Source organism: Vibrio sp. Vb1980 (assembly GCF_033338615.1).
Classification (GTDB): domain Bacteria; phylum Pseudomonadota; class Gammaproteobacteria; order Enterobacterales; family Vibrionaceae; genus Vibrio; species Vibrio alginolyticus.
In genome coordinates, this window is the sequence record NZ_JAWOSZ010000002.1 from 592,016 (window position 1) to 614,176 (window position 22,161).

21 protein-coding genes are annotated in these 22,161 nt (G+C 44.0%); 5 read left to right on the forward strand and 16 right to left on the reverse strand.

Features of this window, described 5'->3' with window-relative positions; translation table 11 throughout:
- Window positions 1-71: 71 nt before the first annotated feature.
- The 11 genes from R7F64_RS05810 to R7F64_RS05860 all read right to left on the reverse strand — a co-directional run bounded on the left by R7F64_RS05810 (window position 72) and on the right by R7F64_RS05860 (window position 12,639).
- Window positions 72-1,436, reverse strand: a complete 1,365-nt coding sequence (locus R7F64_RS05810; protein WP_162497020.1) for an O-antigen ligase family protein — start codon at window positions 1,434-1,436, stop codon at window positions 72-74.
- Window positions 1,433-2,863, reverse strand: a complete 1,431-nt coding sequence (locus tag R7F64_RS05815; protein ID WP_017820656.1) for a lipopolysaccharide biosynthesis protein — start codon at window positions 2,861-2,863, stop codon at window positions 1,433-1,435. Before R7F64_RS05815 ends, R7F64_RS05810 begins: the two co-directional genes overlap by 4 nt.
- Window positions 2,856-4,028 (reverse strand): glycosyltransferase, encoded by a 1,173-nt coding sequence (locus R7F64_RS05820; protein WP_017634933.1) that lies wholly within the window; start codon window positions 4,026-4,028, stop codon window positions 2,856-2,858. The genes R7F64_RS05815 and R7F64_RS05820 overlap by 8 nt, the downstream gene beginning before the upstream one ends.
- Window positions 4,029-4,039: 11 nt before the next feature.
- Window positions 4,040-5,224 (reverse strand): glycosyltransferase, encoded by a 1,185-nt coding sequence (locus R7F64_RS05825; RefSeq protein ID WP_053350559.1) that lies wholly within the window; start codon window positions 5,222-5,224, stop codon window positions 4,040-4,042.
- A 144-nt stretch (window positions 5,225-5,368) separates the two neighbouring features.
- Window positions 5,369-6,439, reverse strand: a complete 1,071-nt coding sequence (locus R7F64_RS05830; protein ID WP_033905256.1) for a glycosyltransferase family 4 protein — start codon at window positions 6,437-6,439, stop codon at window positions 5,369-5,371.
- A complete protein-coding gene (locus R7F64_RS05835; protein WP_053350558.1) occupies window positions 6,414-7,940 on the reverse strand; it encodes a sigma-54-dependent transcriptional regulator in 1,527 nt (508 codons plus the stop codon). Before R7F64_RS05835 ends, R7F64_RS05830 begins: the two co-directional genes overlap by 26 nt.
- 308 nt (window positions 7,941-8,248) lie before the next feature.
- Window positions 8,249-8,629, reverse strand: a complete 381-nt coding sequence (locus R7F64_RS05840; protein WP_005377636.1) for an Hpt domain-containing protein — start codon at window positions 8,627-8,629, stop codon at window positions 8,249-8,251.
- Between the two features lie 11 nt (window positions 8,630-8,640).
- Window positions 8,641-9,327 (reverse strand): AAA family ATPase, encoded by a 687-nt coding sequence (locus tag R7F64_RS05845; RefSeq protein ID WP_033905258.1) that lies wholly within the window; start codon window positions 9,325-9,327, stop codon window positions 8,641-8,643.
- Complete coding sequence (locus tag R7F64_RS05850; protein WP_318071528.1) at window positions 9,327-11,429, reverse strand: SLBB domain-containing protein; 2,103 nt, start codon at window positions 11,427-11,429, stop codon at window positions 9,327-9,329. The genes R7F64_RS05845 and R7F64_RS05850 overlap by 1 nt, the downstream gene beginning before the upstream one ends.
- Entirely contained in the window at window positions 11,426-12,292 is an 867-nt protein-coding gene (locus tag R7F64_RS05855) for an OmpA family protein (protein WP_053350556.1), read from the reverse strand. The genes R7F64_RS05850 and R7F64_RS05855 overlap by 4 nt, the downstream gene beginning before the upstream one ends.
- 26 nt (window positions 12,293-12,318) lie before the next feature.
- Entirely contained in the window at window positions 12,319-12,639 is a 321-nt protein-coding gene (locus tag R7F64_RS05860; protein ID WP_017634929.1) for an STAS domain-containing protein, read from the reverse strand.
- Between the two features lie 422 nt (window positions 12,640-13,061).
- Here R7F64_RS05860 and R7F64_RS05865 point away from each other — a divergent pair, with 422 nt between their 5' ends.
- Complete coding sequence (locus R7F64_RS05865; RefSeq protein WP_086046755.1) at window positions 13,062-13,907, forward strand: DNA ligase; 846 nt, start codon at window positions 13,062-13,064, stop codon at window positions 13,905-13,907.
- 15 nt (window positions 13,908-13,922) lie between these two features.
- On the opposite strand, the gene R7F64_RS05870 is transcribed toward R7F64_RS05865, so the two are convergent.
- Together R7F64_RS05870 and R7F64_RS05875 are read right to left on the reverse strand one after the other, a co-directional pair.
- A complete protein-coding gene (locus tag R7F64_RS05870) occupies window positions 13,923-14,921 on the reverse strand; it encodes a DUF3080 domain-containing protein (protein WP_213969924.1) in 999 nt (332 codons plus the stop codon).
- Window positions 14,922-15,054: 133 nt separating this feature from the next.
- Window positions 15,055-16,425 carry an MATE family efflux transporter gene (locus R7F64_RS05875; RefSeq protein ID WP_005377626.1) on the reverse strand — a complete coding sequence of 457 codons (1,371 nt, stop codon included), beginning with the start codon at window positions 16,423-16,425 and terminating at the stop codon, window positions 15,055-15,057.
- A gap of 392 nt (window positions 16,426-16,817) precedes the next feature.
- Here R7F64_RS05875 and R7F64_RS05880 point away from each other — a divergent pair, with 392 nt between their 5' ends.
- Window positions 16,818-17,429: a riboflavin synthase gene (locus R7F64_RS05880; protein WP_005377625.1), complete on the forward strand. Its 612-nt coding sequence runs from the start codon at window positions 16,818-16,820 to the stop codon at window positions 17,427-17,429.
- Between the two features lie 75 nt (window positions 17,430-17,504).
- Here the strand turns inward: R7F64_RS05880 and R7F64_RS05885 are convergent, their stop codons facing one another.
- Window positions 17,505-17,699, reverse strand: coding sequence for a CPXCG motif-containing cysteine-rich protein (locus R7F64_RS05885; RefSeq protein WP_017634925.1), 195 nt, complete (start codon window positions 17,697-17,699; stop codon window positions 17,505-17,507).
- Between the two features lie 253 nt (window positions 17,700-17,952).
- The gene (locus tag R7F64_RS05890) at window positions 17,953-18,819 is read right to left on the reverse strand and encodes a fructosamine kinase family protein (protein WP_005377623.1); all 867 of its coding nucleotides are present in this window, start codon (window positions 18,817-18,819) and stop codon (window positions 17,953-17,955) included.
- 224 nt (window positions 18,820-19,043) lie between these two features.
- Between R7F64_RS05890 and R7F64_RS05895 the strand changes: the two genes are divergently transcribed.
- The 3 genes from R7F64_RS05895 (at window position 19,044) to R7F64_RS05905 (ending at window position 21,515) form a co-directional block, all read left to right on the forward strand.
- Entirely contained in the window at window positions 19,044-20,018 is a 975-nt protein-coding gene (locus tag R7F64_RS05895) for a response regulator (RefSeq protein WP_021033872.1), read from the forward strand.
- Entirely contained in the window at window positions 20,018-20,980 is a 963-nt protein-coding gene (locus tag R7F64_RS05900) for a GGDEF domain-containing protein (protein WP_258649980.1), read from the forward strand. Before R7F64_RS05895 ends, R7F64_RS05900 begins: the two co-directional genes overlap by 1 nt.
- Window positions 20,981-21,170: 190 nt before the next feature.
- The gene (locus tag R7F64_RS05905) at window positions 21,171-21,515 is read left to right on the forward strand and encodes a DUF3802 family protein (RefSeq protein WP_005377620.1); all 345 of its coding nucleotides are present in this window, start codon (window positions 21,171-21,173) and stop codon (window positions 21,513-21,515) included.
- A 45-nt stretch (window positions 21,516-21,560) separates the two neighbouring features.
- Here the strand turns inward: R7F64_RS05905 and R7F64_RS05910 are convergent, their stop codons facing one another.
- A complete protein-coding gene (locus R7F64_RS05910) occupies window positions 21,561-22,055 on the reverse strand; it encodes an NlpC/P60 family protein (protein ID WP_258649981.1) in 495 nt (164 codons plus the stop codon).
- Window positions 22,056-22,161: the final 106 nt, after the last annotated feature.

Below are 22,161 nucleotides of genomic sequence, written 5' to 3' on the forward strand. Positions count from 1 at the left end.
GTAATCACAATGCGTGCCAAGGAATTAGCCATTTTAAAACAGTGAGTTATGGGTTTTGTTTATGTTTGAAACTAGGATTTCTCATTTTGACAGTCACTTTGAACAATTCGGCTAACGACAACTGTTAACGCCGCTAGAATGTAAATTGGCCAAGTGAAACCTTGAGTCAGAAACGTGCCTGATACGATGGTACCGATAAGCCCACTTAACACGGCGTTTGCTCCTACAGAGAGGGTGTAATCTGATTTTGGTGTCAGCAATGAGATGGAATGCAAAGAGGTGCGGATCAATGACACAATTAAAGTAATGAACACCGCGAGCCCGACAAAACCCGTTTCTGCTAACACGCCAAACCAAGTACTATGGACGGCGTGGTTGATACCATCCCAGTGTGGGCTGTAGAAATAGTAATTAAAATAGAAGTTATCTAGACCTACGCCAGTCAACGGATGATGCAGCGCCATTTTAAATGCCGCTTCCCACGCATAAAGTCGCCCCATCGCAGAGGCATCTATACCATCCTCAGCGGCTCCCCCCGATTCTCGTCCTGAAATACCAGCGAATGCGTAGAGTACGATCGCTGCGATGGCGCCTAGTACCAAGACTAATGTTTTGCTTTTGATGTGTTTAAAAGCAAAGTAGGCAAATACAGACAGTGAACCTAGTAACCCACCGCGGCTCTGCGTCTCAATGATCGCAAAGAACAAAACCAAACAGGTGATAAGGGCAAAGAGCCTGAGATGCTTGGGGGAATGCTTCTCCATCAATTGACTAACGGTAAAGGCAAGGGGAAACATCAGCACTAGTGCCAAATCGTTAGGATCGCCAAGTACTGAACCTATGGATCGTCCTATTGACACGCGCGTCCCTTCAACCAAATCAATGCCATTCGCAGCGTTTTGTAATGCCACTAAGCCAATCAATAATCCGGCGAAAATAATTGCTTTTGACATCTGTGCGAGCTGTGAAGGTTTAGTAATAAGCCAGGTGATGGCCAACGTCATAATGATGATTTTCCAATAGGTGTTTTTGAACACCGTTATTGCGATATCACGACTGGAAGCGAATATGATTCCGATGATCACCAGACCCCAAAATATACACAGCCACTTTAATGAAGGGTGCCAAAAAGCTGTAATCTGGCGGCTTATAAGAAGGTGAAAAGCGAGTGCGGCGAGTGCCCCCAATGATAACAGTAATGGGATCTTGAAGTTATAGATAACAGGAAAGGCTTCGTGAATACGAAAGAATGAAAAAATAACGAACAGTGTGACAAGCCAAAACGTTTGATTGAGAACAAACAGTAACGCGAGTGGTGCGAAACACAACGCAACAATCAAAATGGGATGAGGCATAACAACCCAAAGCAGGCCGATACCGACAGTGATCGTCAGTGCTGCGATGGACTGCTTTGTTCTCACCTTGGTTTCATTCATAACGAGTATCTCTTCACCTGTCCACGCCGTTTCACTATGTATCGAGTGAGAGCATTGAGCGTCTCTTTACTCATGTAGCGAGTGGCTATCCCTGCCAGCAAACTGCATGTCAAAATGCAAATTGCGATGGCGATTCCTATTGATTGTGAAGAGTGAAGCAGGAACAGTGCCACACCGGATATAATCTGTAATAAAACCATCAGACTTAGGTGAAAAGGCAACGTCATACATTGTTGGCCTACTACATAAGTCAGGCCCAGCTTACACAGTTGTGCGTAATAAAGCGCAATGAACACACCATAAATACCCAGAGAAGATAAGCCAAACAGCAAAGCAATCGCAACGCACGCAGAGACGACATTTATACCCAGTAGCCAGCGAGTACGACGCTTGTACAAAATGGAGATGTTAATCAACTCACTCCATTCTTTTAACATGGCGATAGGTAGCAAGAATAAGCTGAATAGTACCGCCTCATGATAGGTTTCTGGCAGTAAGTAGGTGATCATCACCATTGCTAATGTGCCGACCACTACACTCAAACCTGTAATGTAAATCATACCTAAGTGTGTGATGCGCACTGCTTCAGTGCTCTTGCGCCCTTCTAAGTAGTTAAATCGACGTGGCATCCACCACATGCCAAACGGCTGCACTAAAATACACATGCCCACTGCAAATTTTACCGCTATCGCGTAAATCCCTAACGTCGCAAGAGAAGTGTTGGCACCAATGAACCAGCGTTCAGCGCCATTGAGACAAAATGCTACTAAACCGGCCATCATCATTGGTAGGCAGTAGTTTAGGTATTGCTTTGCCAATGTCAGCTTAGGAAGGGTGACATTGTAACGGTTAACGATGTGCAGCCAAACAAATTGAGTAATAGCAGCCAACAAGCCCCCCCACAAAACAGAAATAACATGGGGATGAACAGACAGCGCCGCGACGATAAAAATGACCTGAAAAATGGTGGTAGTGACCATGACGTTAAGCAGTGTTCTTGCTTTGTCGTCTTGTGTTCTTAACCAGGCAGTGCCGATTGCAATACTGCCTTCTAGAACGATGGCAAACATAACAATAGCAAATTCGACTCGCGTAAAAGGCGCGGGAATGGGGGCGATTAAAATGATAGTGAGCAAGCTAAGAGCGACGACGCCAGCGATGAGTAAAGCAAGTGAGTACAGCTGGTTTAGTAGGCTTGTGCGCGTATTTTGATCCTTTTCAACGCCGACGAATCGATAAAGCGCTTCATGCAAAGCGAAACTGACAAACAAGGTCGTAACAACACCAAAGGTTGTTAGAAGCTCAAGCTTGCCCATTTGTTCTGGTGAGAGAAAGTGGGGCAATACAGGCAGCATGATTAGGCTGATGCTTTTATTGATCACTAAGGCGATAGCAAATAGCGTCATGTTGGTCATTGCTTTAGACATGATCATATCCTTTGATGTCTCGCGGTGTCTTGAGTGTGCAATCATTGTTGGTAGCAATTTCGGCAGCAAGGTGCTGGGCGATTGGCAAATAACAACGTTCGGCTGTGTATAGTTGAGAAACATTGAGTGCTTCGATACCCATCGTTACTTTCATCCACGGCGATTCATTCAAAAGGCGAATTGCGTTGTGTAGCGAAGCCACATTGTTAGGCGTGTATTTAATACAATTTCGGCCGTGAGTTAACACGCGGTCCCAATAACTATCATCATGTGGAATGACAACACACATACCTGCAGCGAGAGCCTCCAAAATAGATAACCCAAAAGGTTCGTTGATACTGGTGGAAACAAACACACCACACTGTGAACGCAATTCATCTAAGTTGTTTGGGCACTCATGCCATTCAACACCTTGTGTGTTGAAGTCCGGTGTTGAATATTCCACACCTGCCACGTTAGGTTTGATGTAACACACGGTGGATTTGATCTTTTTCGACTCATCAAGTGTTAAAGCATCAAGCAAAAGATCGATGTTCTTCCATTTTAGTAAGCTAGCTGCCCAGAAAACGCGGCTTGAAATCGGATTCGCTTGTTTTGGCCAGCGATCTTTCGATAATCCATTAACAAACGTAGATGTATTCAAACCACACCAATAGCGTTCGGTGGCTGGCTTCTCTGTTTTGAGGTAGGCCTGTAATGCTTCTACCATTGATTCGCGGGTGTTTGCCAAGTAGTAAATTGCCGATGCTTTTACTAAGCAGTAGCCAGCAGATCTCGATCGTCCAATAGGGCCATGAACCATCTGTACCACAGGCTTTTTGCTAATTAATCGTAGTAAGTACAAAGGCATATCATTACTTGGGCAAGATAGGCCCAAAAAGCTATCTATTTTTGGCAGCTTCATGCACGCGTAGAGAAGTTGGAGAAAGTAGTAAGCGTTCATCAACCAGTAGGTCAGTCCATGAGTCGAGTTAAATGGTGATGGTTTTATTTTTATAACTTGCACACGCGGTGTATCACTAAGCAGTGACGCCCAATGCTCTGGATTTGTAGTGAGTAGATAACCAATCACGTTCAGCTTATCGCACTGCTTAAGGAGCTCTGCATTCGCGATTTTGGATCCACCTTGCATTGGGATGGCGTCGAACATCAATACACGTTTCATGACCGGGCTCCTCAATTGATGCTCAACCAGCGTGAAAGAGGCTTCATGCAGTGAGTCATTGGCATTGGTGTAATGGCGTTGTTATTAAGTTCACCTTCGTAAATACGTTCAATAGCGTTGATAGATGCAGTCGTCGTTAAGTTCTGGCTAGCATGTAGGTAAGCGTTTTCCGCCAGCTTGTTTCTTAATGCCGCGTCTTGCATGACTTGTTGAATCGCGTTTAACAGGCTCGCCATTCCACTGTTCTGGTACAGCAATGCAGAGTGATTATGCTCGAACAACTCAGGAATGCCTCCCGTTTTAGGAGCCACGATAGGCAGTTGAGCTAAAGCCGCTTCCCCGAGCACGAGACCAAAGGCCTCTTCATAGGCGCCGCTAATAAAAGCGTCTGCATTACCACACATCCACTCTCCGGCATTGTGTTGCTCCCCGACAAAGTGCACTCGCTCTTGGATACCAAGATCCGCGGCAAGCTGTTGCAATGCTTCTCTTTCTTCGCCGTCACCAACAATAACAAGGTGAGGGTTGTGGTGGTGGTAGTTGTGCATGCGCATTGCGCGAATAAGGCGGTCGAACCCTTTGCGCTTAATCAGCGAACCCACCGACAGAAAGGTAAAGGCCTGTGATGGGATTCCGAGTCGATCTTTAATGTCGATGGGTGTATCCACGCCTTGAAGTGACACGCCGTTGTGTACGACATGAAGTTGGTTTTGCGGGTAGCCGTCCTGAAGAATTTCGCGTCCAACATCTTTGCTAACGCAAATCAATTTTGGAGAGAGGTGAAGTCCGAGAGAGAAGCGATCGCGCAATGTATAATGGCAATGAAGTTGCGTGACAAGTGGTATATGATTCATGCGAGCAGCCAAACACATCCATTGACAAGGGCCGCCGCTATTGACGTGTACCAAGTCAATGCTGTGCTTTTCGATCAAAGCTGAGCCTTGTTTGATAAGGCTATTCCACCCGCTAATATCCCAGCGTGGAGCGCTCCAACCACCAACCAAATTGAAGGATGAATGTTCCGCTTCAATTCCGAGCGAATGGCACTTATCGATTAATGGTTGGCAGTTTGACCATACGAATGGCTCAAACTTATTGCGGTCGATTCCTGAAATGAGATCCAGAAGCACCACTTCACTGCCGCGAATCCAATTATCACCATAATGAACATATAGAATGCGTTTTGGCGTAGTCATAAGTCACCTCTGTCTCATCATTAATCTGCGTTAACTGCTGAGCTGCAATAGAGATGCCAAAATATGCTATTAGTTTATGTGATTGAATCTTATATGATATTTATGTTTGGAACTCATCATTCTCATATTGAGAACCAATATGGATTAGTGATCCGTTTCAATTTGATATTTTTGTAGCAATACGGGAATCACACTTTGCGCTGAGAAATCATCAATGATGGTTTGTCGAGCATTCTGGCGAATGAGTGATTGTTGCGCTTCACCAATCGACATCCAGTCATGAAGACATTTAGCAAGAGAGGGAATGTCTTCGACGATAAAACCATTTTTACCCGTTTGGATAATATCTGGAAGACGACCTACACGTAAGCTCATCACGGCAATGCCTCTCGACATGGCTTCAAGCGCCGCCATTGGAAGACCCTCATAACGAGAAGAAATGATAAGTACACTGATATTTTCCCAAACACCTTCCATATCGGTTTGATGGCCGAAGAAAGTCACATTTGAAGGGGCAGTTTGATTAAGCGACTCTTTTTCCGGGCCATCACCGTACACACTAAACTGTAATGTTGGACAGAGCCTCGCTACCTCAATAAATTGATCGGCGCCTTTTTCCTGACTCAATCGGCCGACAAAAGCGATCTCCTGATAGTTGAGTTGACTGTTGGGAATCGAAACAAAGTTATTCAGCAGTTCTGAAGAACAAAAAACTTTGCGCTGAATACTTGGACTGACAGCAAAGCAATGGTCAGATAGGCTGCCGGAGCTTCTATCAAGCCAATCGTATAGCCATAGTTTCCCTGAGGACGATTCACCAGCATGATAAGTTGAAATCAAACGAGGAAACGTACGGGTGAGCAGTTTGGCGCAGCGCGACAAAATCGACGCTTTATAACCATGGGAGTGAACCACTGAGGGTTGGTGATTGGCGACGGCGCTTGTTAGGTGTTTAATTTTTAAAGCTTTATTGGGCTCGCCAGACAAATAGTTTAAGTAACTCACAGGGATCGCGGCTTCTTTTGCCTTCTGTACAATCTGAGCGGCTGGCGAATACTCAGTGGTTAGCACAACTCGAGCTTTGTTTCCAAAGGCGATTAATCCCCGAGCTAGCTCGATAACGTGACTTTCAATGCCGCCGAATAGACGGCTATCAAGCAAGATCCAAATTTCACCAATGGCAGGTTTATCAAGATTGTTCGAGATTAATTTCATCCGCTTCCCACGCTTGTTTTTTTCGGTAAACCGTAGATGGGCTTAACTCCAGCATGACAGCGGCGTTGAGGACGTTGCCATCACAGTACGCGATTGCGTTTTGAATTGCTTCACGCTCTACTTGCCACATAGGACGAATGGTTCCATCAGAGTTAAAGTACGGTGAGGTAGCAGCAGAGGACGGTGTACCAGGCAGCTCCGCTGCGGTAATCGACGGTTCGACCGCAGAAGGTGAAGGTTCCTCAGTATAAACAGGTGGTGGTGTGATTGGTGCAATGTTTGCTGACTCTTGAGCAACATGCGCAGGCGTCGTTGTTTTCGTCACTTTAGACTTTTTAGTAAGTTGAGCGGGTAGGTGGCTCACCGTGACTTTTTCGTCGTTATTAAGCACCACAATGTTACGTATGATGTTTTGTAGTTGCCTTACATTACCCGGCCATTCGTAATGCTTGATGATATGTTGAGCTTCGCTGTCGATTGTTGAGAATTTCTTTTTGTCCTGTTTGGCGTAAGTGGTCAAGAAGTGCTTGGCAAGCGTGACAATGTCACTTCCTCGTTCACGTAATGGGGGCATATCGATAGGTATAACGTGCACACGGTAGTATAAGTCTTCACGAAAACGACCTTCTTCTACCTCTGTTAATGGATCTCGGTTAGTGGCACAAATGATTCTCACATCCACTTTCATTTCTCGAGTGCCACCAAGAGGGGTGTAAGTGCCCGTTTGTAGAAAGCGGAGCAACTTCTTTTGCATCTCTAGTTCCATTTCACACAGCTCATCAAGAAAAAGCGTGCCACCATGTGCCAGCGTCGCCGCACCTTTTCGATCTGTTGTTGCTCCAGTAAAGGCCCCTTTAACGTGACCAAAAATCTCACTTTCCATCAAATCTCGTGGAATAGCCCCACAGTTAATTGCAATAAAAGGCTTGTCTTTACGGTCGCTCTGGCGGTGGATGGCTTCAGCACAAACTTCTTTACCTGTGCCGCTTTCTCCCACAATAAACACACTGGCAGAAGTTGGCGCAACAGCATCAATGGTCTTGTATACCGCCTGCATCGGGAGGCTTGAACCGATGAATCCGTGATAGTTGTGGCGATCAAACTTGGACTGAATATTTTCCACCAAATCTTCCAATTTGGCGCGTTTGAGGTGCAATGCGACTGATGTTTTTAGGCGATCAGCGTTTATGGGCTTTTCTAAGAAATCTTCCGCACCTTTTTGAATTAGATTAACGGCTAAGTCGACGCTGCCGTGTGCCGTAGCAATAATAACGGACGTAGGAATGTCATTCTGGTTGATCCAATCCAACACGTCTTCGCCAGACATGTCGGGCAGTTTCAAATCGAGAATGATGAGCTGAGGTTTGCTTCTTTCAATAAATTGAATCGCTTCGCGACCTGTCTCGACATGAAAAATGTCATAAGGTTCGTCTTTCACATACTGCTTATAAAGTATGGCTAGTGAAGTAGAGTCCTCTACCAGTAACACCCTTGGTCTCATAGTCCCATCCCAACGTAGTTTGTTTCATTTTTTATGATTTTTGTCAGCACTACTATTTGGCGTTATGAGTGGTTTATTGCTCTCTAGTGCTGAAAATTCTCAATTTGAGAAAAGCGTTATTTAAGTATTAGCACAAGGTAGGAAATTTGCGAAAAATCCATACTTTTTAATTGATTAAGTTATGCCCAAATAACTTCAAGGTGTGTGGCTTGGCGAGGGTGACTGAATTTGGAGCCTAAATTTCTGAGATGATGTAGGCATCGCGCTTTATCAAACGCGATGCTTCGCTAGGGAGTAAGACACTGATACTACTCAAACCCTTGAGCTTTTCGCTTTTCTAACGCATCAAACGATTCATTGGCGAGTTGCGGAAGTGTTTCACAAAGCTCCAATGCTTTTGGTATTTTTCCTTCGACACAGTACTTCTCAATCATTCTTGCTTGTCTTGAAAGCGTTCGATTGCCTAGAGCGAGAGCAGAACTGCCCAGTGTGTGAACCTCGAACTCTAATGTTTGAAGGTCTTTTGTGCTTAATGCTTGCTCTATTTTCTCCATGCGATCGCGTGACTCTTCGACATAGTGATCAATCAAGGTAGGGATGATTTCGGCGCACGTATCTTTGATCATTTGCTGAAGAATATGCTCATCCACTAATTCTTGCTCGATAGTCAATGTGTTATTTATCGTCATAATAGCGCTCCCTATAACATAAACAGTTCGCTTTTTTTAATTTGCTGAGACAGTTTTTCTTTCCACTTTTTTGGTAAGAAACGCAGCTTGGAAACTTGGCGGATTAACTCATCTTTCAGGCTTGGAGTGTGCTTCATGTTCAGTACAGAACCAATCAAGTTCGCATCGCTAGCATCGAGTAGCTTTTTGGCTTGCTCGAGCTGGGTTGCAGTCGTAGAACCATAATGCGCTACTAACAAAGTAGCATCACATACGCCAGCAATCACTTGAGGCGCAATATTGCTTCGGTTGACACTGAGAAGTGGTGATGTATCTATCACGACGCGCTCGTACTGCGTTAACCATTGTGCAATGTTTCGTTTCAGCATTGTTGGGTCTCGGTACGCTAACTGAGTGCTGGCGAGAGATGGAGCAGGGAGGCCGACTAAAGTTTGATGTGTATTCTCTCGTGTGATCAAATGGCCAACCTTCTCGTCATCATCAAAGTCGTGAACAGTGTGATAAGCGGGTTTGAATAAGTTAAGGTCTACATACAAAGTATTGTGGCCTGCTAAAACCAAGCGCTCTGCAAGAGATGACGCCACGGAAGTGACACCATCTTCAGATTTACAACCCACAACACAAATCGTTTTGTGGCCTTTCTGTTCACTCTGAAGATAAATTTGCTCAATCTCAGCGTGAGTTGCAGGAATAGTCATTACAACGCTCCTATTAACACGATGGTTGTGGTGATTTGTAAAATATCTCTTAATCCGGCCCTCGCTTTTTCAACAAAGCTTTCGTCTTTATGGGGAATGTAAATCGTGTCGCCTGCGCGAATGACTGGCAGCTCATAAATGTTGGCTGTTTTACTAAAGTTCACCAAATCAAATGTTCGGGCTTGGCCCTGGCAGCAAGACATATTGACCACACTGATCTTTTCAAGGTAGGCATTGTCAGTTGGTCCTCCTGCTTCCGCTAACAGATCAAGCACAGTCATGTTGTCATTGAATACGTATCGCCCTGGGTCTCTTACTTCACCTAATACGCGTACCGTGGACTCTTTTGAACGATCTAACCAGTTTTTGTTTTTTTCTGGAATGTAAATGGTATCACCAGGACGAACGTGGGGCAGAATTGATTCATCACCTGTTTCAAAGTACATCGATAAATTCAATTTACTCACTTTGGCATAACCTAGGCCTCGGTGTGTGACACGGATGTTGTGAATATCTGCATCCATTGTCGGTCCATCGGCGGCAGACAAAATATCCAGAAAATGCATATCTTCAGTGAAACGATAGCGCCCAGGTGCATTGATTTGCCCGAAAACGTATATCGATGCGTCAGAGCTTTGGCTTACCCATTGCGATTTATTATCGGATGGGTCGTCAGGCAATGCATGTACCCTTACGACTGTACCAGCGGAAACTCGAGGTAGGCTTGATGTTGGTGAGCCATCCAGAATGTATTGGTCTAAGTCAAATTGTGTCATTTGACCGTTATTGGCGACTTCAATTTTGGTGGTATCAGCTCGTCGAGTTGGGCCACCAACGTGTGCAAGCAGATCAATCAAATCCATTTCGTCTGACCACTCGATGCGTCCAGGGCGAACAACTTCTCCCATCACTGCGACCGCTCTACTAGGTGCTACTTTTAACCAAGACTTCTCATTGAAATCGGTTTTCTCCGGCACGAAAATCGCGTCTCCTGGTCCAACATTTGGTGGTCTGGCTGAAGATAGTCCTTCTGTATGCGCGGTAAGATCGAATTTGATGACTTTGCCATCGGCTTTTATAACGCGAATTTGGCGAGATTCTGCGTAGCGAGTGGGCCCGCCAGCGTTGGCGAGGATATCCATGAAGCTAGCGCCTTGCTTGCCTTCGTATGCCCCAGGATGGGCGACTTCACCCATCACGTAAACCACATTTGCACCTGCTTTGATTTCTTCTTCCTGTTTTGGGACAAAGATGGTGGCACCTGGCAGGATCTCCGGCAGTAGGCTTTGGTCTCCAGTATCAAGGTACTTTTTCAGGTTAAACATGGTTGGGTTATTGTTTGTTATCACGCGAATTTGCTCAACACTGGCATATCGTGTCACGCCGCCAGCTCGCATTACGACATCAACTAGCGTGGTGTTTGGCTTGTATGAGAACGAGCCAGGTGCGTTGACTTCACCAAAGACTTTGATTGCACGAGCGGAATCTGCGCTGTCACCTGAATTCGCGAGTTTTGCTGCATCAAACTCTTGCTCAATATTCCCTACGAGTGGGGAAGCGGGGACAAATAAGACATCCAGTGATTCTAGTTTTGGCAGTTGGCTATTGTCACCCGTATCAAGGAAGCGTTTGTAGTCAAATTCAATGTTTCTATTTCCACGTTTCACGATCATTTTATCAAGCTGAGCCCCAGCGCGCAGGCCGCCAGCTTCGTACACAAACATTTGAATGTTGGACCCAAAAGGTAAGGTATATTCACCGGGTTTGACCACGTAGCCTTGAACGGACACTAACAACTGTTGCTGTTTAATAAAAACTCGAGCGTTGTTAACGTCACGATACACGGTCTTTAGCCTGTCGATAATCACGTCTTGGAGTTGTTGTTCATTGTAGCCGGCCACTAATACAGGGCCGACTTCTGGTAAATTAATTCGTCCACGACGATCAACCTGAAACCCTTGGTTTAACGACGCCTCTCCAGGTAAGTTAATCTGTATTAAATCACCGACCTTAACAGTATTGCTCTCATCCGCTATGGAAGAAGGTACCCACGCGACCAGACACAACAACATTAAGAGGATAAATGGTTTCATCGTGTTCATAGCGCGCCTCCTGCCGTTGGGTTGCGGTTTATTGAGGTATCGCTATCTGAATTAGGGCTAATAACCTCGATGCTTACTCGACGATTAGTTAAACGCACGGCGGATGTTTCACCTTCATAGAGTGGCAGGTTATCTCCGACAGATTTGGTAGTGACTCTCTCTGAAGTGATACCAAATACGGTTAGGTAACGCTTTACTTGTTCTGCACGCGCTTGAGCAAGTTTCTGGTTGTAATCGGGTGTTCCAGTTGCATCCGCATGCCCCGTTACTACAAGAGATAGGTTAGGGTGGTCACGTAAAATGTAGGCTGCTTCTGCCAAATGTCCCATGTACTTCGGGTTGATTTCTGCTGAATCGACAGCAAACTGGTTGTCGATATTAAGTAGTGCATAGATATCCGACACTATGTTTAGGTCGCTACGTAGTGCTTCAATATCATCGGGCGGTGTGCAAGTGGTTTGGCTCAGTACGTAGTCGAGTTGTTGTTCGAGCTGGTTTAAGCGTCGACGCTGAATCACAAGGTCGTTGGCAGCGTCGAGTAAAAGCCCACCTTCCAACTCGCGCGCAATTCTATTTTGTTTTTCAAGGGCCTGAACAACTGCCGCAGGAAAACACCAGCGCGCTCCCTCTTGGATTAGTGCGTCTAGATGTAACTTGGTCAGTTGCCAATCAAACCTTAACCCATGTTCTGGACCTAAAGGCTCGTCAGGCATCACAGGGGAAAACTGATAATTCTCGATCGAGATATCTTGATAGCTTTCCGCCAAGCCACCTTTTCCGTGTTCTGGGTAGTCAAACGACGAACAACCAAACATGCCGACAACAAGACCGCTTAATGCATATCGTCGTATAAGATTTACCATGCCAACCTCCGTTTAAACCGGTATTTTTAGTGTCCTTTTGAGTTAACGGGAATGGCATGGTTGATACGAAGCAAGCTCATGATTTCTAAAGGTTGGCCTGATACGTTTTCAATACTCATGCTTCTTTCACGTTCAACTAGACGCTTATATAAGTAAACAATGGCACCAATCCCTGAAGAATCAAGAAATTGGACGTGCTGTAGGTTAATTTCGACTTCTTTGTGATGATTGTTGTGAATTACTTCATCAATGTGATGTTGTGCTTGTCGACAGCCGCTTGCGTCTAAGTCACCAAAAAACTCAATGGCTAACTTGTCTTGATTGATTTCTAGTTTGCGTAATTCCATGACTCTGTCTCCGTTTGTTTTTCTAATTGGATATAGAGCAGGTAACGTGCCAATTTTAAACTATTTAAAAATCAAAAGTTTAAGCGCTGTTGATGATGTTGTTCAATTTGAGAAAGGACTGATTCTCAAATTGAGAATCAAAAATGCACAGAGAAATGGTTTGCTTATAAGAGGTGTTGAACCTAAAGAAGTCATTAGAGCGGGGGATCTCGTCATGATTAGATTCCAACTCGATTGACGAACCATCCGCCTTAAGTGAATAACGTGTAACGACTAAATGCAAAACCTGTCTAAAGTTTATGATTATCTTTGCAAATTATTACTAATGTTGATTGTTATGAGTCGAAGAACAACTAGTAATAAATAGGTCATCGAGAGGACTTACGTTTCAATAAAGACGATTTTTTGTACAAGGTCTTCTTATGCCATTAAAAATGACATTAATTGCGCTGGCTGTTATGGCAGCGTCTTCACAGCTTCAAGCGGATACTTCTCTCGCACCACCAGTTTCTCTTGCACAAAGCTATCAGGATGGTATTGATGTGTCTGAATATTGGTATAGCGAAAAACTTGATGGTGTTCGCGCTTATTGGACTGGGCAACATCTCGTGACGAGAAATGGTAATCGAATCTACGCCCCAGATTGGTTTACAGGACCTTTGCCTGATTATCCGTTGGACGGTGAACTTTGGGCTGGGAGAGGTAACTTCCATCTTGTTCAGCAAACGGTATTAGATAAAACTCCTGTAGAGTCTGCTTGGCGACATATCGACTTTATGATCTTTGATATGCCATATTCCGCTGGTGATTATCGGAAGCGTTATTACAACATCAAAGATTTAGTGCTTGAAGTCGACCAGCCTCATATCAAATATGTCGAGCACCGAGCCATTCAAAATGAAGCTCATCTGTTTACACAGTTGGATAAAATTTCAATATCCGACGGTGAAGGGGTGATGTTGCGGAAGGTATCAAGCCGCTATCAGGCTGGACGCGGTAGTGATTTGCTTAAACTAAAACGATACGCAGATGATGAAGCGTTAGTTGTGGGTTATAAGCCAGGAACAGGGCGCTTATTAGGTATGATGGGAGCAATGTTAGTTCGCTTACCAAATGGCATTGAGTTTTACATCGGTAGCGGATTTACCGATGAAGTGCGTCGCCAGCCTCCGAAAATTGGTTCAACCATTACATTTAGATATAACGGTTTTACACATACTGGTAAACCACGTTTTGCTCGATTCTTGCGTGAAAGGTTGAAGGAATAGAACGCTCTGCACTTACTAGTTGCCAACGGTTACGCCACATCGTTTGAAGAGACCCTGCCAAAACTGAACGTGGTTTAGGGTTTCTTGCCTAAATGTTCTATGTGCCTCAATGATGCCATACTGGTGACCATGGAGTTGCATACGGTTCTCCACCAAAGTGGCACCATCATTAAGTTGTTGATAGGTACTGTCTAAATAAGCCAAATAAGGTTGCACTTCTTCAACGTAAATGGATTGAAAGACATTTCTTAAGTAGCGGAACTGGGTGGTGTCTCTGTTCGGCCCGCACAATACGTTGCTCTGGTTCTGCTCAAGTAGCTGAGTTGTTGCTTTTAACCAAAGGGATGTGTTTACCATTGAATAGTAAAGTCGTCCGAGTAAACGAGATTTCTCTAACTCTTCTTGATATTGAGTAACTTCCACATCGGGTAGACGTGAGACCGCGCGGTGGGGTAAATCATACATTTCGCTGAAAATACGATAGACATCGTTAATGCGTGCAATATCATTCGTCGTATTTTGAGATAGCCAATCAGAGGCAGTTAGTTGCTTTTGCATGGCATCACTTACGAGTAGTAAGTTGTCGAGATGAATGTCTAAATGCTGCCACTTGGTTGAGTAAAGCTCTGTCAATGTCGCGCGTTCTTCATCGCTAAGTGGAAATTCGGATAAACATCGATTCATGACTCTTAAAAGGGCAGTTTGATAATCAAAATCATGAAAGGCATCCTGCACCTTTCCAAGTTGTGAGTTTTTCTCGGCAAGTAAATTAAAGAGTCCGCATTGTCGTAATTGATAGCTCTCTAGCAGGCCAATAGATAGCCTTGGCAATGGCTCGAACAAAACGCGTTTCGCAGGAATCGTTACCGTAGACTGTAATTCTATTGGAATAGCAGGAACGTCCAATACATTGGCTACACGTTGATGATACTTATCAAACATGGCGTTCTCTGGATTGAACCAGTTATCACAACCATTAAGAATCAAGATTAAGAACAATAAAATAGACCGCACAAATATCCTTTTTTATAACTTCGTATCCGTTGTCTAGAGAGCAAAATCAACCGCTTCGTAATCTTGTTATAAGTATACTCAACCGTGTGATTATTCGATCATAAAAGCCAGCGGATGCTGGCTTTTTTACTTTTTATTGAACTGAAAAGTTCAATTGCACTTCTGGCTCTTGGCGATGCATCCAACGCATTCTGACGCCTAACATAAAGGCCGCAGAAGATAGGCCGATGATAAAACCAAGCCAGAAGCCTTGTGCTCCCATTGGCTCGACAATCCAGTCTGTACGGCCAAGGACGTAACCAATTGGCAGCCCAAGAATCCAATAAGCAATAAAAGTACGGTTGAAGATGGCTCGCATGTCTTTATAGCCGCGTAATGCACCAGCTGCGATCACTTGAACCGCATCCGTACATTGATAAACAGCGGCAAACACGAGCAGGTGCATCGCCAGAGTGATGACCTCTGGGTTGCTAGTATAAAGCTCGGCGATCCACTCGCGAGACAAGACGGTTAAAATCGCTGTGAGAACGGACAAAGCTAGACCAACCATAATGCCGACTCGTGACGCTACGCGCGCGCCATCTACGTTTTCTTCACCAAGTCGATGGCCGACACGAATGCTTACTGCTGCACCAATACTCATTGGTAGCATAAATACCAACGAGGAGAAGTTAATCGCGACTTGATGCGCTGCCACAATGATAGGACCCAGTGGTGAAACGAGCAGCGCAACGACAGCAAACAGTGTCACTTCAAAAAACAGTGCTGCTGCAACAGGAAAGCCGAGCTTGAATAGACGAACTTGCGCTTTCCATTGTGGGCGATGCCATTCTCCAAATAGGTTGATGCTTTTCAATCGCTCTGATGTCATCACATACAGCAATAGCATGGCAAACATGACCCAGTAAACAATCGTGGTTGCTACACCACAGCCAACACCGCCTAATTCAGGTGCACCAAACTTGCCGTACACGAAAATCCAGTTTAGAGGAATGTTGAGCAGCAAACCGATAAAGCCAATAACCATTGCCGGCTTCGTCAATGACATACCATCCGTAAAGCTTCTAAGCGTTTGGAAAAGTAAAAAAGCGGGTACTGCTAATATAACGGCATGAATGTATCCCACCGTTTTTTCAGCCATCAGTGCTTCAACATCCATCAGCCCGAGAATAAACTGGGTTTGAAGCAGGACTGCAATTATCGGCACACTGATCAGCAATGCCAAAACGACGCCTTGCTGAATTTCAAACGGGATTTTCACTCGACGACCAGAGCCATTTAACTGTGCGACAACAGGGACCAATGCCATTAATAAACCCACCCCAAACAAAATGGATGGTAGCCAAATACTTGAAGCGACAGAAACCGCAGCCATGTCGGTGGCGCTAACGCCGCCAGCCATTACGGTATCAACAAACCCCATACCAGTTTGAGCGACAGATGCGATCAATACCGGGGTCGCCAATTTGATAAGACTTGATGCTTCTTCTTTATAGCGATGCACGAAAAATACTCCAGAGCGGAACAATAAGTTGAAAGAATGAGAGTACTCGAGGGCAAAAGATGTGGTGAACGGATCTGATGGTTGATTTTAGTCACGATAAGGTGAAAAAATGCCTCGGAGAAACTCCGCGCAAATGATAAACAATTGTATGTTTATATTCCATAGCTAGGTAGCGAATAGTCGATAACACTGACTGGACGCTCTCCACGCTAAGGATACGCTTTTACTGAGAACAGCAGCGAATCATGGTAATGTTGAAGCATGCATGAGAACAAACCAGTGTTCATTAAGCCATGGCTTTATCGTCTGCGGTCTTTATTTCCGACCTGTAGCGCAGTGTTTAGGGCTTAGTCTTCGACTACAGTTGGTATTAAATCAATAGGTAAAAAGAAATGTTTACAGGAATAGTTCAGGGTACGGCGAAGGTCGTTAAAATTGATAAAAAAGAACGCTTTCAAACGCACGTTGTCGAGTTAAGCGATGAACTTTGTAAAGGGTTAGAAATTGGTGCATCCGTTGCACACAACGGATGTTGTCTAACTGTGACTAAGATCGAAGGCAACCTTATCAGTTTTGATTTAATGCAAGCGACATTGGCTCTTACTAATTTAGGTCGGCTGGTTGAAGGGGATAGCGTAAACATTGAGCGCGCGGCTAAGTTTGGTGACGAAATAGGCGGGCATAGCATGTCTGGTCATATTAGTTTAACGGCAGATATTGTCGATATCATCGATACGCCCAATAACCGCACGATTTGGTTCCAACTGCCGCAAGAATCAATGAAATATGTATTAGCGAAAGGTTACATTGGTTTAGATGGCTGCTCGCTAACTATTGGTGAAGTTGAAGCGTGTCGTTTTTCGGTACACCTAATTCCAGAAACCTTGCAGCGAACGCTTTTCGGAGTGAGACAAGTAGGGGAGCGTGTTAATATTGAGTTTGATCCTCAGACTCAAGCAATTGTTGATACTGTTGAGCGCGTTCTTGCAGCAAAACAGCTTTAGAATGAGAAAAAGGAGCCTAGTGCTCCTTTTTCATTTAAGCGTTTTTATATTTCTGATATTCACATGCTCGAGCTGCTATTCGTAATTGTCATCGATAAATAGTTCGACCTTATCTTGTAACTCATCCACTCGCATATTTAGGTGGATAGCGTGGCAACAAGCTGGGCAATCATCATAAAACTCTTGGTCACCATTACTTGCATCCAGTGTAATGCCGATAGAGTGTCCGCAATGCGGGCACTTTACATACCTTTCGGTATAATTTTTCATACAACAACTCCTAATCTCGCAGGGCTTTTAAACACACTATTCATCAAGGAAGTACAGCCCTTTACTTACTTTGCCTACAAGGAAAATAGGCACAATCCAAAGTTAAGTCTCCTTTGATATTAGGCAGAGTTGTTGCTAATTGAGTCGAAATAAGTACAAAACTTGACCCCAAACTCAACCTTGAGCTTAGGGTGATTTTCTGTAGTGATGTGCCTCGAGATTTTACATCTTGAAATATGCAGTGGCTTCCAAATTAATAAGAAATGATTTTATTAATAACCAGTTGAGCCTGTTCCAAGTAATGGCCGCCAAACAAATTACAATGGTTGAGAACATGGTAAAGGTTATAGATATCTTTACGTTCCTCATAGCTTGAAGAAAGTGGCATAACCGATTCGTAGCCTTGATAAAATTCTGGTTGAAATCCACCAAAAAGCTCTGTCATCGCAATATCACACTCCCTGTCCCCCCAATAGCACGCAGGATCGTAACAGATAGGACCGAATGCAGTGAGTGCCGCATTTCCATTCCATAAATCGCCATGCAACAAAGAAGGTTCCGGAGCATGGTTTGCTAGCCGCTGTTTTACGACGTCGATAAAGTCATCGATATCAACCAAGGTGACGCCTTTTTCTTTAAGGAGCTGTAATTGCCAACCTATGCGTTGCTCAGCAAAGAATACACACCATTTCTTGTGCCATTTGTTGGGCTGTAGAGTCGAACCGAGATAGTTGTCGGTATCAAAACCAAACTCTTTTTGCTCGCCCCACTGGTGTAGGTGAGCTAATTGCTGCCCAAATTTAAAGCTGTTGGGACCATCTTCTAATGGTTTCGTTGGAAGGTAGTTAAGAATTAGGAATGAGGCATTTTTGGTTTTACCAACCAATACCACCTCAGGTACAAATAGGGTGGATGTTTCACGCAAAAGATGCAGGCTTTCAGCTTCTACCTCAAATTTAGACAAAAATTCGCGATCGTTAATTTTCACAAAATAACGTTGCTCGCCATCATTGATCATGTAGCTTTCACTGATATCCCCACCAGACAGCCTTACTTTTTCCGTGATCTGGTAATCGAACAATAAAGTATCAGAAAGCTGTTGCGATATTGCTTGCCACATACAAAACCTCGCGAATCTATTTGACCACCAATAGTTTAGGATAAATAGCAGGGAGTTGGCGCTATGTTGAGCATACTTAGTAAAGAAACCTTCCTCTTAGTGTAGTCAATTTGTATAAATGTGAATCAAATCGCTTATAAGCCTCTGATTTGTTGGCTTAGCATATGGAGATGAACGTTTACAACAGGTATTATGATTTTTTTGACGTTAGTTCCATTGGTGGCATGAAAATACTGATATGTGATGACTCAGCTGTTGCAAGAAAGCTTATTGCGCGTTCTATCGTACAAGATACATCATTGCATCTTATTGAAGCGCAAGATGGTTATGAGGCGCTTAATATTCTTGCTGAGCAAAATATCGATATTTTGTTTCTCGATTTAACGATGCCCATAATGGATGGTTTTGAGGTCCTCGAATCATTACCTGTTAGTCAGTACCCGACCAAAATCGTCATTATTTCTGGAGATGTTCAACAAGAGGCAAAACAGCGCTGTCTCGATCTTGGTGCTCAAGCTTTTATCGCTAAGCCTCTGACAGAAGAGCAGGTGCTCCCACTATACGAACAATTAGGGCTGCATTATGCGTTCAAACCTAGTCATTCGGTTGATTCTAAAAACCAGGGTTGCGAAGAGCTTTCCTTACTAGCCAAATTCCGTGAAATTGCGAACATTGCCCTTGGTAAAGGGGCTGCGATTATGGCCGACCATTTACATGAGTTCATCCAACTTCCTGTTCCTCATGTTGGACCTTTGTCCTACGGCGAGCTTCATATGACACTGGTTGATGTGGTTGGGCGTGACAGTTCCGTTGCGGTAGCGCAGAGGTTTGTCGGTGGTGGTATTCACGGAGAGGCACTGGTGTGTTTACGTGGTAGGGATATCAATCAGATTGGGGAAAAATTAGGTTACCTCCTTGAGTTTACGCCTCATAATGAAATCATCTTGAATATCTCTAACCTACTGGTTTCGTCATTTCTCACATCGTTGGGCGATCAACTCGACAAGCAGTTCTCACTTCGTCAGCCAGGCATTGTGGATACCTTAACACCTTATTGTGAAGAGCAAGGCGAGTTGGGTGAGCTCTTTACTATCGAATACACCTACATGGCAGAAGCGCTCGATTTCGAGTGCGAGGTACTGTTTTTAATTGATAAGCCATCCGTAGAAATTATCTATGAAATCATGGAGCTAATCTAATGTCCGATATCACGCTGGACATAGCAGACTTTCATTGGGTCACACAAATTCTCGATACGATGGATTCAGGGCTTATTGTTTTGGATCAAGAGTATAAAGTATGTGTGTGGAACAGTTTTATGCAGTCATACAGTGGCGTTCTATCACAAGAAATTCTTGGTGAATGTTTATTTGAGCATTTTGAAGAGCTGCCAAGAACTTGGCTAGAAACCAAGATAAAAGCAGCCGCCGATCTGGAAACTCGTTCTTTTTCTAGCTGGGAAAACCGACCGTACCTTTTTAAGTTCAACAATTTTTCTCCGGTTTCAAACAGCAGTGATTTTATGTATCAAGATATCGTGATCACGCCGTTAACTGGGCTCTCAGGAGAGGTCAGCCACATAGCGATTCAAGTCAATGATGTTTCTGAAACTGCGAGAAATCGCATTCATTTGAAAGAAACAAATCAACATTTGTCGGAAATCAGTCGCAAAGATGGTTTAACAGGTTTATTTAATCGCGCTTATTGGGAGCAATCATTGAAAGATGAGTTTGCTCACTTAAAAGTTATCGACGGACCATGCTCATTAGTAATATTCGATATCGACCACTTTAAGAAGGTGAATGATACTTATGGTCACCCGACAGGGGACGAAGTCATTCGTCGAACCTCTGCATTGTTGAGAAAAACAGCAAGGAGCAGTGATATCTGCGGTCGTTTTGGTGGTGAAGAGTTTACGGTACTACTTCCTCACACAAACCAGGAGCAAGCTTGCTATTTCGCAGAGCGTTTGCGCAAAAGAATTGAGCAAGAGATCGTGAAAGTGGAAGATTTTTTGATTAATTACACGATAAGTATTGGTGTTTGCGAGTATAAGCCTTATTTTGAAACTCACACTCAATGGTTAAAGAGTGCCGATGCTGCGCTGTATCGTGCAAAAGAAAATGGTCGTAACCAAACCTGTTTGCATGAAAATGACTGAAATATAAAAAGGTTTGAAGAAATCCTGTATCCGAATTCAGTGAAGCAAAGCTCAATTGTTTGAAAATCATCCAGTTGGTTCGTGAATGTTTGTTAATATGAAATAAGTTAATGAAATTTTCTCGGCATGTCTTACTATTGAAACTATTCTGCTTTCAGCTTCGAAGGCTTGCAATAAACGGAGAAAAACAGTGGTTTTAGAAACCGATGGATATCTCGCTCTTATCGAGCACTTGTCTCTAAATCTAGATATTTTTACGACCGAAATTGGCGACACTGGATCCGAAAGCATCGAAGATGTTGTCACCGATATGGTGGCTTCAAACATCATGGCGATTTTTGAGCAAAATCCAGAACTTCACTCGAGCGTACGCTTCAAATTATTGAAAGAGGCTGATGCAGTTGTTGAAGATCTTGGTGAGATATTGGCTGGGGTATGGCATAAAAAAGCGACCAATGAACAGATCACGTTCCTTGATGAATACATCGCTCTGGTCAAAAATCTGTTCGATAATGCTGTTGCGACTTACGACTGATATTGTTTTAACTTACAGCAATGTCCGGTTAAAGAGTGAGAAGAGTTACATTGTAACTCTTCTTATTTGCCAAAACTTAGATGCCCAGTATGGGTTGTCGATTCTTGAAATAATCACACCTCTAGACGTCGATGCATGCATGAACTGCTTGTTACCCAAGTAAATTCCGACATGATAAGTTGTACGTCTTGTTTTAAAAAACACTAGATCCCCTTGCTTGGCATCCGTCCAACTTAACTCCACACCTTGCTTTGATTGCTGCCTCGTTGTCCTTGGTAACGAGAGCTGATAAGCCTCAACAAACGCTTTTTGTACAAATGCTGAGCAATCAATTCCAGATTTCTGTGTCCCGCCTAAGCGATAAGGCGTGCCGTGCCACTCTGTGTAAAAGTCGAACAAGTCTGGGTTGTCCGACAATAGCTGATTTGTAGGTGTTGTCACCTGTGCTTGCTCACTAGGCTCAGGCCCAGAAGAGCAGGCGCTTAGTAGCACACTGACTATCAAAGGAAAATATACTCGACGCAAATCACCACCTGTCATCTCTATGACTCACAACTGAAATATTAGTGTCATAACCAATCCATAGTATGGGCTGCAAATCACGGTTTTGTCTCACAAATGTGACGGAATCACTGCAGAACCGATT

What these genes read in the sequence shown, in the direction of transcription:
- R7F64_RS05815 (WP_017820656.1), bottom strand. Translation starts at nt 2,863, where the DNA reads ATGTCTAAAGCAATGACCAACATGACGCTATTTGCTATCGCCTTAGTG.
- R7F64_RS05895 (WP_021033872.1), top strand. Translation starts at nt 19,044, where the DNA reads ATGAAAATACTGATATGTGATGACTCAGCTGTTGCAAGAAAGCTTATT.
- R7F64_RS05880 (WP_005377625.1), top strand. Translation starts at nt 16,818, where the DNA reads ATGTTTACAGGAATAGTTCAGGGTACGGCGAAGGTCGTTAAAATTGAT.
- R7F64_RS05810 (WP_162497020.1), bottom strand. Translation starts at nt 1,436, where the DNA reads ATGAATGAAACCAAGGTGAGAACAAAGCAGTCCATCGCAGCACTGACG.
- R7F64_RS05855 (WP_053350556.1), bottom strand. Translation starts at nt 12,292, where the DNA reads ATGGTAAATCTTATACGACGATATGCATTAAGCGGTCTTGTTGTCGGC.
- R7F64_RS05830 (WP_033905256.1), bottom strand. Translation starts at nt 6,439, where the DNA reads ATGAAATTAATCTCGAACAATCTTGATAAACCTGCCATTGGTGAAATT.
- R7F64_RS05890 (WP_005377623.1), bottom strand. Translation starts at nt 18,819, where the DNA reads ATGTGGCAAGCAATATCGCAACAGCTTTCTGATACTTTATTGTTCGAT.
- R7F64_RS05835 (WP_053350558.1), bottom strand. Translation starts at nt 7,940, where the DNA reads ATGAGACCAAGGGTGTTACTGGTAGAGGACTCTACTTCACTAGCCATA.
- R7F64_RS05850 (WP_318071528.1), bottom strand. Translation starts at nt 11,429, where the DNA reads ATGAACACGATGAAACCATTTATCCTCTTAATGTTGTTGTGTCTGGTC.
- R7F64_RS05885 (WP_017634925.1), bottom strand. Translation starts at nt 17,699, where the DNA reads ATGAAAAATTATACCGAAAGGTATGTAAAGTGCCCGCATTGCGGACAC.
- R7F64_RS05860 (WP_017634929.1), bottom strand. Translation starts at nt 12,639, where the DNA reads ATGGAATTACGCAAACTAGAAATCAATCAAGACAAGTTAGCCATTGAG.
- R7F64_RS05820 (WP_017634933.1), bottom strand. Translation starts at nt 4,028, where the DNA reads ATGAAACGTGTATTGATGTTCGACGCCATCCCAATGCAAGGTGGATCC.
- R7F64_RS05900 (WP_258649980.1), top strand. Translation starts at nt 20,018, where the DNA reads ATGTCCGATATCACGCTGGACATAGCAGACTTTCATTGGGTCACACAA.
- R7F64_RS05840 (WP_005377636.1), bottom strand. Translation starts at nt 8,629, where the DNA reads ATGACGATAAATAACACATTGACTATCGAGCAAGAATTAGTGGATGAG.
- R7F64_RS05910 (WP_258649981.1), bottom strand. Translation starts at nt 22,055, where the DNA reads ATGACAGGTGGTGATTTGCGTCGAGTATATTTTCCTTTGATAGTCAGT.
- R7F64_RS05825 (WP_053350559.1), bottom strand. Translation starts at nt 5,224, where the DNA reads ATGACTACGCCAAAACGCATTCTATATGTTCATTATGGTGATAATTGG.
- R7F64_RS05865 (WP_086046755.1), top strand. Translation starts at nt 13,062, where the DNA reads ATGCCATTAAAAATGACATTAATTGCGCTGGCTGTTATGGCAGCGTCT.
- R7F64_RS05845 (WP_033905258.1), bottom strand. Translation starts at nt 9,327, where the DNA reads ATGACTATTCCTGCAACTCACGCTGAGATTGAGCAAATTTATCTTCAG.